Here is a 10,858-nt window from a genome sequence, read left to right as displayed (position 1 = left end):
GGCGAGGAAATCTCCGGTGATGGCGTGCTGGAGAATCTCCAGGACGGCTTCGGCATCCTGCGCTCCGCTGACGCTTCCTATCTCGCCGGCCCAGACGACATTTACGTCTCGCCGAGCCAGATCCGCCGTTTCAACTTGCGCACCGGTGACACCATCGTTGGCAAGATTCGCCCTCCGAAGGAAGGCGAGCGGTATTTCGCACTGCTCAAGGTCGACACGATCAACTTCGATCGTCCGGAGAACGCGAAAAACAAGATTCTCTTCGAGAACCTGACACCGCTGTTCCCGACCGTGCGCATGAAGATGGAAGCCGGTAACGGTTCCACCGAAGACTTGACCGGTCGTGTGATCGACCTGTGCGCCCCGATCGGCAAAGGCCAGCGTGGTCTGATCGTGGCACCGCCGAAAGCCGGTAAAACGATCATGCTGCAAAACATCGCAGCGAACATCGCCCGTAACAACCCTGAAGTTCACCTGATCGTGTTGCTGATCGACGAGCGTCCGGAAGAAGTAACCGAAATGCAGCGCACCGTGCGCGGCGAAGTGGTTGCCTCGACCTTCGACGAGCCGCCGACCCGTCACGTACAGGTAGCTGAAATGGTGATCGAGAAGGCCAAGCGCCTGGTCGAACACAAGAAAGACGTGGTGATCCTGCTCGACTCCATCACCCGTCTGGCGCGTGCCTACAACACCGTGATCCCGAGCTCCGGCAAGGTATTGACCGGTGGTGTCGATGCTCACGCCCTCGAGAAGCCAAAGCGTTTCTTCGGTGCGGCACGTAACATCGAAGAAGGCGGCTCGCTGACCATTATCGCCACCGCGCTGGTTGAAACCGGCTCGAAAATGGACGAAGTGATCTACGAAGAGTTCAAGGGTACCGGCAACATGGAGCTGCCTCTGGATCGCAAGATCGCCGAGAAGCGCGTGTTCCCTGCGATCAACATCAACCGCTCGGGCACCCGCCGCGAAGAGTTGCTGACCGCCGACGACGAACTGCAGCGCATGTGGATTCTGCGCAAGCTGCTGCACCCGATGGACGAAGTCGCAGCGATCGAGTTCCTGGTCGACAAGCTGAAAACGACCAAGACCAACGACGAGTTCTTCCTGTCGATGAAGCGCAAGTAACATCGCAGATTGAGCCGATAAAAATGGCGTCCCTACGGGGGCGCTATTTTTTTGCCCGTATTTTGTCCGGGCGAAGGGACGATGGCGATCTGGTAAGGTCTGTGCCTTGCAGAATGAGCAGCAACGTACGAGACCGTTTCCGCGTAAGAGAATCAGGCTGTACAAATAATAACCAACTGATTGGCATTCAAGATTTATGAGCACACTCGCTTATCGAAGGGATATCGACGGCTTGCGGGCCGTTGCGGTCATCGCCGTGGTCCTTTTCCACTTTGGCGTTCCGGGGTTTACCGGCGGTTTTGTCGGCGTAGACGTGTTCTTCGTGATTTCCGGCTACCTCATCACCTCGATCATCTGGAATCAGCGTCAGGCCGGGCGTTTCAGCTTCGTCGAGTTCTGGGCACGCCGTGCGCGGCGGATTCTGCCGGCGCTGTTTGCGATGATCGTCGCCGTGCTGGCGGTGGGCTGGTTCCTGATGGCGCCCAAGGATTACGAAGAGCTGGGGCGCTCGGTGCGTTATCAGGTGCTGTTCGTCTCGAACATTCTGTTTATGCGTCAGGACGGCTATTTCGACGTCGCGTCTGACCTCAAACCGATGTTGCACACCTGGTCGCTGGCGGTTGAAGAGCAGTTCTACATTCTCTTCCCGCTGCTGCTGGCCGTCATGTCGAGTCGTCTAAAACACTGGCGACTGGCGCTGTTCGCGATTCTGCTGGTGTCCTTCGGCCTGAGCGTGTGGGCGGTCAGCCACCACCCGGAAAAAGCCTTCTTCCTGTTGCCGATGCGCGCCTGGGAACTGCTCGCCGGTGCGATGCTGGCAGTCGCGCCGAAGCAGGCCTGGCGCTTGAAGCCAATGGCTGCGCAACTGCTGAGTTTGCTCGGCATGGGCCTGATCCTGCTGGCGGTGTTCGGCTACGACAAGTCCACGCCATTCCCCGGTGCGGCGGCGTTGCTGCCGGTGCTGGGCGTGGTGTTGCTGATTTTCGCCAACGGTCATCGCGAGACGGTTGTTGGTCAATTGTTGAGCAGTAAGGTGATGGTCGGTTTCGGCCTGATTTCCTATTCCTGGTACCTGTGGCATTGGCCGGTGTTCGTGTTTTCCAGCTATGCCAGCGTCGAAGACACCACTGCGCTCGACAGCGCCGGGTTGATCCTGCTGACGCTGGTGCTGGGTTATCTGTCGTGGAAATTCATCGAGACACCGTTCCGCGAGCGCCGTCTGCTCGCTGGTCGTCGGCCGATTCTGATTGCCGGCGCCCTCGGTGTGCTGGTGCTGGCGCTGGCCGGGCAAACGCTGCGCTGGACCGATGGCTTGCCTTGGCGTTTGTCCGATCAAGCCCTGCAATATGCCAAGGGCCACGACTGGCGGCCGGAGTTGATGGCGTGCCTGGCGGACGACAAGACACCTGATGACAAACTGTTCTGTCATTACGGTGTGGCCGACGTGCCTGCGCAGGCGCTGGTCTGGGGCGACAGTCACGCCACGGCGCTGATTCCGGTATTCGATGACGGCGCGAAAGCCCACGACGTCAGCGTGATTCTCGCCAGTTCACCGGGCTGCATTCCGGTGGAAGGTCTGGAACATGGCCCGGTGTGTGCGCATTTCAATCGCCGGATCGAGCAGGCGTTGAAAGAGAAAACCGTCAGCGATGTGGTGCTGGTCGCGCGCTGGAGTCTCTACGTCTACGGTGCAGCCAATGGCGACCTGGGCCACGTCCTGCGGACTGCGGACGGTCGTTATGATCGCGCCTATGCCGAGCAACGTCTGGCCGACGGTCTGCGTGCGCGGGTTGCGCAATTGCGTGCCAGCGGCCATCGCGTCTGGCTGGTCAAAGAGGCGCCGTTGCAGCCCTACAGCCCGCCGTATCGCCTGACGCGATTGGCGATGCTCGATCGTTCGGTTGAAGGTGTTGGTCAGCAAGTCGCCATTCACCACGAGCGCCAGGTGTTTATCAGCCAGTTGTTCGCTGAGCTGGCCAAAGACCCGGCGGTGCGCATCGTCGACCCGGCGCCGCGCCTGTGTGACGACAAGGGTTTGTGTCACGCCGAGCTCGACGGCTACTCGCTGTACACCGACGACAATCACCTGTCGGAAGTCGGCGCGCGTCTGGTGGCACCGATCATGGAACCGTTGTTCATTAACCTGCAACGCCAGGAAAACCTTGGCAAAGCCCAGACGAATGCAGCCAAGTAAGCAGCGACAGGCTGCCACAGGGCTGCATAGCAGGTAGGATGTACGCCTATTTTGAGGGTGCCATCGTCAATGAAATTCAAGGATCTTCGGGATTTCGTGCAGCAGCTTGAGCAGCGCGGAGAGTTGAAACGCATCCAGATTCCCGTCTCGCCGGTGCTGGAGATGACTGAGGTGTGTGACCGCACGCTGCGGGCCAAGGGCCCGGCGCTGCTGTTCGAAAAGCCCACCGGCTACGACATTCCGGTGCTCGGCAACCTGTTCGGCACGCCCGAGCGGGTGGCCATGGGCATGGGCGCCGAGTCGGTCAGCGAGCTGCGCGAAATCGGCAAGCTGCTGGCGTTCCTCAAGGAGCCGGAGCCGCCGAAGGGCTTGAAAGACGCGTGGTCGAAGCTGCCGATCTTCCGCAAGATCATCTCGATGGCGCCGAAAGTCGTCAAAGACGCGGTGTGCCAGGAAGTGGTCATTGAAGGCGACGACGTCGACTTGGCGATGCTGCCAGTGCAGACCTGCTGGCCCGGCGACGTCGGCCCGCTGATCACCTGGGGCCTGACCGTCACCAAAGGCCCGAACAAGGAACGCCAGAACCTCGGTATCTACCGTCAGCAAGTGATCGGCCGCAACAAGGTGATCATGCGCTGGCTCAGCCACCGTGGCGGCGCACTGGATTATCGCGAATGGTGCGAGAAGCATCCGGGCCAGCCGTTCCCGGTGTCCGTGGCCCTCGGCGCCGATCCGGCAACTATCCTCGGCGCCGTGACGCCGGTACCGGACAGCCTCTCCGAATACGCTTTCGCCGGTCTGCTGCGCGGTAATCGCACCGAACTGGTGAAGTGCCGTGGCAACGACCTGCAAGTGCCGGCCACTGCCGAAATCATCCTCGAAGGTGTGATCCATCCGGGCGAAATGGCCGATGAAGGCCCGTACGGCGACCACACCGGTTACTACAACGAAGTCGACAGCTTCCCGGTGTTCACCGTCGAACGCATCACCCACCGGATCAAACCGATCTATCACAGCACCTACACCGGCCGTCCGCCAGATGAACCGGCGATTCTCGGTGTGGCGCTGAACGAAGTGTTCGTGCCGATTCTGCAAAAGCAGTTTCCGGAAATCACCGACTTCTACCTGCCGCCGGAAGGCTGTTCGTACCGCATGGCCATCGTGACCATGAAGAAGTCGTATCCGGGGCATGCCAAGCGCGTGATGCTCGGTGTCTGGTCGTTTTTGCGACAGTTCATGTACACCAAGTTCGTTATCGTCACTGACGACGATATCAACGCCCGCGACTGGAACGACGTGATCTGGGCCATCACCACGCGCATGGATCCCAAGCGCGACACGGTGATGATCGATAACACGCCGATCGACTACCTCGACTTCGCCTCGCCGATCTCCGGCCTGGGTTCGAAAATGGGCCTCGATGCCACCCACAAGTGGCCGGGCGAAACCACTCGCGAGTGGGGCCGCGCGATCGTCAAGGACGACGCCGTCACCCAACGGATCGATGCCATCTGGAATCAGTTAGGAATAGATTGATGCGTGTAACCCTGCAGCCCTCCGGAGCAGTGCTCGAGATACAGCCCGGTGAGCGGATTCTCGATGGTGCGCGGCGCCTGGGCTACGAATGCCCGCAAAGCTGCCGCAACGGCAATTGTCACGTGTGTGCGGCGCTGCTGGTTGAAGGCCGCGTCGAACAGGCCGGCAAGGTGCATGACCACGGTGAGTTCTACACTTGCATAGCCGAGCCGCTGGAAGACTGCATCCTGCTGTGGGATGGCGTGCTCGCGCTGGGAGAACTGCCGGTGCGCAGCCTGTCGTGTCAGGTTATTGAATGCCGCGATGTCGGTGGCGACACCTGGCGCGTGCGGCTGCGTGCGCCGGCGGGCAAACCACCGCGCTACCACGCCGGGCAATACTTGATGATCGAACGCGAGAACGGCGAGAAATCGGCGTTCTCCATGGCTTCGGCACCGCATGGCGGGCGTGATCTGGAAATCCATGTGCTGGCGCGCGAAGCCAGTGCACTGAGCCTGATCGAACAGCTGCAACGCAACGCGATGGTGCGCGTTGAGCTGCCGTTCGGTGATACGCATCTGGCCGAGCTGCCGGATGGGCCGCTGGTGCTGGTCGCTGCGGGTACCGGCATGGGCCAGATTCACGCGTTGATCGAACACTGCCGCGCCAATGGCTTCAAACATCCCGTACATCTGTACTGGGGCGTGCGTCGTCCGGAAGATTTCTATGAGATCGAACATTGGGACGAATGGCAGAAGTTGCCCAACCTGTTCCTGCACAAAGTCGTCAGCGATCAATGCGGTTGGGAAGGGCGCTGCGGCATGCTGCACGAAGCAGTCTGTGAAGATTTCCCCGATCTGAAGCCGCTGCACGTCTACGCCAGCGGCTCACCGGCGATGGTCTACGGCACCCTCGACGCCTTGGTCGAAGCCGGGATGGACGCCCATCAAATGCGTGCCGACGTGTTTGCCTACGCGCCGCGCTCTTGAGCCACGTTCCTAAGCCGTTATAACTCTCTATATAGCCGATCGGTATTTATGTAATTGCATAAATACCGCTAGGTTATATATCAGTCAGGCAATCAATTAAGAACTGTGCCATGGCACTCAAATTGCCTTAAAACATATGTGCCTTATTGTTACAGCGGTGCGTTCTATTAAGTAATTCTTTACCCGCGGGGAGCTGAACGCTATTCGCCATGAGCGCCATTGAAAACGCTTTTCTGAATCTGAATTACCCTCCGCGGCTCGATCTTGGGCCGCAGCTAACGCACGAACAACTTCTCGCTTCCATGCAATCGACCATGGCGCGCCACAAGGGCGGGCCGGTGTGGCTGTTCGCCTACGGTTCGCTGATCTGGCGGCCGGAGTGTTCAGCGGTGGAGCGCGTTCGTGGACGCGTGCACGGCTACCATCGCGGCTTGTACCTGTGGTCGCATGAGCACCGCGGTACGCCGGAAATGCCCGGTCTGGTTTTTGGTCTGGATCGCGGCGGTTCGTGCAGCGGCTTCGCGTATCGCTTGCCGGAAGACAATCTTGATGCAGCGCTGTATGCGCTATGGAAACGCGAGATGCCGGTGCCGTCCTATCGGCCACACTGGCTCAACTGCCGGCTCGCAGATGGCAGTCAGGTGCAGGCTTTGGGATTTGTCTTGGAGCGGCACCTGCCCAGCTATGCCGGCAACTTGCCGGATCACGTGCTGAGTCAGGTGTTCGAAAGCGCCAGCGGGCGATACGGCACCACTCGCGATTATGTCGAGCAGACCGTACACGCCCTGCGCAGCCACGCCATGCCAGACCGAAATCTGGAGGCGCGGCTCAAGCGCTGTCAGTCACAGTGCGATCAAGCGACCGCTTCGCGGCTCTGACTGGCGACTTGCTTGTGCCATAGCGTCGGGGCCAGGAAGGCCATCGCCAGCAGGCACGCGCCGATCAGCAGGACAAAACCACCGTCCCAGCCGAAATGGTCAACGGTGTAGCCCATCGCCGCACTGGCCGCGACCGAGCCACCGAGATAACCGAACAGACCGGTGAAACCCGCCGCAGTGCCGGCGGCTTTCTTCGGTGCCAGTTCCAGCGCCTGCAAACCGATCAACATCACCGGGCCGTAGATCAGGAAGCCGATCGAGACCAGCGCGATCATGTCGACGGTCGGGTTGCCGGCCGGGTTCAGCCAGTAAACCAGCGTCGCCACAGTCACCAATGCCATGAACACCATGCCGGTCAGGCCACGGTTGCCACGGAAGATCTTGTCCGACATCCAGCCGCACAGCAGCGTGCCCGGAATACCTGCCCACTCGTAGAAGAAGTACGCCCACGAGGTTTTGTCGACGGTGAAGCCCTTGGCTTCCTTCAGGTACGTCGGCGCCCAGTCCAGCACGCCGTAGCGCAGCAGGTAGACGAAGACGTTGGCCATGGCGATGTACCAGAGCATTTTGTTGCGCAGCACGTATTTGACGAAGATCTCTTTCGCGCTGAATTCGTCTTCGTGGCTGGCGTCGTAGCCTTCCGGGTAGTCGTTCTTGTACTTCTCGATTGGTGGCAGGCCGACCGATTGCGGGGTGTCGCGCATGGTGATGAAGGCGAACACTGCCACGCCCAGCGCTACCGCTGCCGGTACGTAGAACGCTGCGTGCCAGTCGTTGAAAAGGCCCATGCCAAGCAGGAACAGCGGGCCGATCAGGCCACCGCCGACGTTATGCGCCACGTTCCACACGGACACCACGCCGCCGCGTTCTTTCTGCGACCACCAGTGCACCATCGTCCGCCCACTCGGCGGCCAGCCCATGCCCTGGGCCCAGCCGTTGATGAACAGCAGAATGAACATCATGGTCACGCTGGACGTTGCCCAAGGCGCGAAACCGAACACGAACATGACGCCCGCCGAAACCAACAGGCCGAACGGCAGGAAGAAGCGTGGGTTGGAGCGGTCGGACACCAGGCCCATGAGGAATTTCGACAAGCCATAGGCGATGGCAATTGCCGACATCGCCAGACCCAGATCGCCACGGCTGTAGCCTTCGTCGATCAAGTACGGCATGGCCAGCGAGAAGTTTTTGCGCAGCAGGTAATAACCCGCGTAGCCAATGAAGATACCGGCGAAGATCTGCCAGCGCAGGCGTCGGTAGGTGCTGTCTATTTGTTCTTCAGGCAATGGAGCCTGATGTGCGGCAGGGCGAAAGAAAGCAAACATTCAAGAGCTCCAGATTTCTTGTTTTGACTGCGGATGCGAATGTTACAGTTTCGTTACCGAAAATAGCACCGGTTCGCATCGGCAAAACAGCGGAAAATGTTGGAAGTCGCACGTTCCTTTACGAACCTGTCGCTCAGCTGTAAGAACAGGGCGTTTTTGTAGCGATCAGCGCGTTGTGTCTTAGACTCGCGCTCAATGAATGACTGACTGCAGAGATGAACCATGGCTCCAAATGTGCGCAGGTTATTGCCGAGGTTGTTGATGGTGGCCGTCGTCACCGTTTCGGTGCTGGTGCTGAGTTTCGCCCACGGAGCTGGCGCATCGGGACTGCGCAACACCACCGTACTGATCGTCCGCCATGCGGAAAAACCGGACGTGGGCCGAGAACTCAACGCCCAGGGCCAACAACGCGCCGCCGCGTACGCCGACTATTTCACCCCGCTGAAACTGGCTGACGAAACACTCACCCCGCAACGCCTGATCGCCACCGCCGACAGCCCACAAAGCATCCGCCCCCGGCAAACACTGATCCCGCTATCACAACGCCTGCAACTGCCGATCGAACAACCCTTCGCCAACAACGACGTCGACAAACTGGTCAGCCAGTTACGCGACAGCAATCAGGCGAAAACCATCCTGATCGCCTGGCACCACGGCCACATCAACAAACTCATCGGCGCATTCGGCGGCAACGGCCCGGCACTGATCGGCCAGCCGAAATGGCCGGTGGGGGTTTATGACTGGCTGATTGTTTTGCGTTTTGACGACAAGGGGCAGTTGGTGGAGTCGCGCAGTGAGAAAGTGCAGGAGCATTTGATGCCGGGGGATGTTGTGCGCCCATAAAGTAGCTAAACATCCGTCGGAAAAATTACCTTCGCTAATTCGCTCTGCGGGTTCTCCCAGTTTCCCGACGGGATTAGAGAAACGTCCTGCACGCATTGGCGAAGCTGCGCCGTTCAGTTAAAAGCCATTGCTCCGTATCCTTTGTGCTGTTGCCGGATAGGACAACTCACTAGGGAAGGGGGCAATCATGCGGTGGTTTTTTGTGGGGTTTTTGTTGGTGATCGGTGGTTCTGTGCTGGCCTCAGACGTGTTTTTGATACCGGAAAACAATCCCAAGCCGATTTATCCGCGAGAGCTGCAAAGGGCAGGAGTAACGGGCAAGGTGAAGGTTAGCTTCATCGCCAGCGCGGATGGTTCAGTCAGCGAGATCAGCATTCAGGAAAGCACTCACCCTGAATTTGCCGAGGCCGTTCGAGTTGCGATCGCGCAGTGGCGCTTTAAACCTTGGAACGTTGAAGGTGATAAACCTGAGCAACAGGAAATCATTGCGCCAATGATCTTCCGCCTCGAAGACCAGTCGCTGGATATCAATCAGTGGTTAAAAACGGTCAAATGCCGGGCCGTTAACGAAAACCTCGGAAATATGAGCGAGTTCGACTGGGTCGATTCGGCTGTTTTTGAATATACACGTGCCTATCTTTCAAACTCACTCACCAGGCATCAATTGTCGGATGAGCAACGTCTGGCGATGATTGCGAAGATGAATAGACGCGTTCCAACCATCGTCAGAAACTGTCGAGACAATCCGACACGAAAATACGTGACCTATTTGCCGGCGGAGATTCGAGAGTTATTGTGATGTAAATCTAAGCAGCACCACGGGCAGTGTCGCGATACATAGTTACCGCCAAACAACTTTGTAGAGTGTGGTAGGCAGGGGTTTCAAGGTGAGAAATGAAACGGCCAGTAACGCGGCATCAGCGTTACTGGCCTGAATGACAGTGTGGTTTCAGCGAACCTGCACCACAACCTTCCCTACAGCCTTACGCTGCCCAAGGTCATTAATCGCCTGCGCCGCATTGCTCAGCGGATACACCTGCGACACCAGCGGCTTCAATTTGCCCTCGGCAAACCAGCCGAACAGTTGCTGGAAGTTCGCCGCGTTGTCCTGTGGCTGGCGTTGAGCGAAGGAGCCCCAGAACACGCCGAGTACCGCCGCGCCTTTGAGCAGGGCGAGGTTGACTGGCAGTTCGGGGATGCGCCCGCTGGCGAAGCCGACCACCAGCAGGCGGCCGTTCCAGGCGATGGCGCGGATGGCTTGATCGAACAGATCGCCGCCGACCGGATCGTAGATCACGTCGGCGCCCTGGCCGTCGGTGAGGCGTTTGATTTCGTCCTTGAGGCTGGCTTCGCTGTAGTTGATCAGTTCGTCAGCGCCGGCAGCCTTGGCCACCGCGAGTTTCTCGGCGCTGCTGGCGGCGGCGATGACGCGGGCGCCCATGGCTTTGCCGATTTCCACGGCAGCCAGGCCGACACCGCCGGATGCACCGAGCACCAGCAGGGTTTCGCCCGGTTGCAGGTTGGCGCGTTGCTTCAGCGCGTGCATCGAGGTGCCGTAAGTCATGCTGAAAGCGGCGGCGATGTTGAAGTCCATCGACGGCGGAATCGGCAGAACGTTATAGCCCGGCACCGCGACCTGTTCGGCGAAGCTGCCCCAGCCGGTCAGGGCCATGACCCGGTCGCCGACTTTGAGATGGCTGACCTTTTCCCCAGCTTCACGTACCACGCCGGCTGCTTCGCCACCCGGCGAAAACGGGAAGGGCGGCTTGAATTGATATTTGCCCTCGATGATCAGCGTGTCGGGGAAGTTGACCCCGGCGGCGTGCACGTCCAGCAGGATTTCGTTCTTCTTCGCGACAGGACTGGCGACGTCTTCCAGCACCAGCGATTCGGCAGGGCCGAACGCTTTGCACAGCACGGCTATCAGCAGGGCTATTCCTTTGGGAGGGATGGCCGATAAGTGTACGTGTGTCAGTCAACGGGTCAACG

At 59.3% G+C, this 10,858-nt stretch carries 9 protein-coding genes; 7 read left to right on the top strand and 2 right to left on the bottom strand.

What is annotated here, in order from left to right:
• The 5 genes from rho to ACIP66_RS26875 all read left to right on the top strand — a co-directional run.
• The coding region (gene rho, locus ACIP66_RS26895; protein ID WP_400652155.1) for a transcription termination factor Rho at positions 1–1,125 on the top strand (1,125 nt) is incomplete at its 5' end.
• Between the two features lie 196 nt (positions 1,126–1,321).
• Positions 1,322–3,319 (top strand): acyltransferase family protein, encoded by a 1,998-nt coding sequence (locus ACIP66_RS26890; protein ID WP_400652152.1) that lies wholly within the window; start codon positions 1,322–1,324, stop codon positions 3,317–3,319.
• Between the two features lie 69 nt (positions 3,320–3,388).
• The gene (gene ubiD, locus ACIP66_RS26885; protein WP_400652149.1) at positions 3,389–4,855 is read left to right on the top strand and encodes a 4-hydroxy-3-polyprenylbenzoate decarboxylase; all 1,467 of its coding nucleotides are present in this window, start codon (positions 3,389–3,391) and stop codon (positions 4,853–4,855) included.
• Entirely contained in the window at positions 4,855–5,823 is a 969-nt protein-coding gene (locus ACIP66_RS26880; RefSeq protein WP_159814342.1) for a CDP-6-deoxy-delta-3,4-glucoseen reductase, read from the top strand. Before ubiD ends, ACIP66_RS26880 begins: the two co-directional genes overlap by 1 nt.
• Before the next feature lie 209 nt (positions 5,824–6,032).
• On the top strand, positions 6,033–6,701 hold the full coding sequence (locus ACIP66_RS26875; protein ID WP_053124899.1) for a gamma-glutamylcyclotransferase: 669 nt from the start codon (positions 6,033–6,035) through the stop codon (positions 6,699–6,701).
• On the opposite strand, the gene glpT is transcribed toward ACIP66_RS26875, so the two are convergent.
• Positions 6,677–8,026: a glycerol-3-phosphate transporter gene (gene glpT, locus ACIP66_RS26870; protein WP_053124897.1), complete on the bottom strand. Its 1,350-nt coding sequence runs from the start codon at positions 8,024–8,026 to the stop codon at positions 6,677–6,679. The two genes, ACIP66_RS26875 and glpT, sit on opposite strands and share 25 nt — an antisense overlap.
• 222 nt (positions 8,027–8,248) lie before the next feature.
• On the opposite strand from glpT, the gene ACIP66_RS26865 reads away from it, so the two are divergent.
• Entirely contained in the window at positions 8,249–8,869 is a 621-nt protein-coding gene (locus ACIP66_RS26865) for a flagellar basal body-associated protein FliL (protein WP_400652146.1), read from the top strand.
• A gap of 187 nt (positions 8,870–9,056) precedes the next feature.
• The gene (locus tag ACIP66_RS26860) at positions 9,057–9,668 is read left to right on the top strand and encodes an energy transducer TonB (RefSeq protein WP_400652143.1); all 612 of its coding nucleotides are present in this window, start codon (positions 9,057–9,059) and stop codon (positions 9,666–9,668) included.
• Positions 9,669–9,818: 150 nt separating this feature from the next.
• On the opposite strand, the gene ACIP66_RS26855 is transcribed toward ACIP66_RS26860, so the two are convergent.
• The gene (locus ACIP66_RS26855) at positions 9,819–10,796 is read right to left on the bottom strand and encodes an NADPH:quinone oxidoreductase family protein (protein WP_400652158.1); all 978 of its coding nucleotides are present in this window, start codon (positions 10,794–10,796) and stop codon (positions 9,819–9,821) included.
• Positions 10,797–10,858: the final 62 nt, after the last annotated feature.

The organism is Pseudomonas sp. NPDC088429 (assembly GCF_044753305.1).
GTDB lineage: Bacteria > Pseudomonadota > Gammaproteobacteria > Pseudomonadales > Pseudomonadaceae > Aquipseudomonas > Aquipseudomonas rustica.
This window is presented reverse-complemented; position numbering and strand designations above follow the sequence as displayed.

Coding starts and splice junctions, on each gene's coding strand:
- ubiD (WP_400652149.1), top strand. CDS start 3,389: ATGAAATTCAAGGATCTTCGGGATTTCGTGCAGCAGCTTGAGCAGCGC.
- ACIP66_RS26890 (WP_400652152.1), top strand. CDS start 1,322: ATGAGCACACTCGCTTATCGAAGGGATATCGACGGCTTGCGGGCCGTT.
- ACIP66_RS26865 (WP_400652146.1), top strand. CDS start 8,249: ATGGCTCCAAATGTGCGCAGGTTATTGCCGAGGTTGTTGATGGTGGCC.
- glpT (WP_053124897.1), bottom strand. CDS start 8,026: ATGTTTGCTTTCTTTCGCCCTGCCGCACATCAGGCTCCATTGCCTGAA.
- ACIP66_RS26880 (WP_159814342.1), top strand. CDS start 4,855: ATGCGTGTAACCCTGCAGCCCTCCGGAGCAGTGCTCGAGATACAGCCC.
- ACIP66_RS26875 (WP_053124899.1), top strand. CDS start 6,033: ATGAGCGCCATTGAAAACGCTTTTCTGAATCTGAATTACCCTCCGCGG.
- ACIP66_RS26860 (WP_400652143.1), top strand. CDS start 9,057: ATGCGGTGGTTTTTTGTGGGGTTTTTGTTGGTGATCGGTGGTTCTGTG.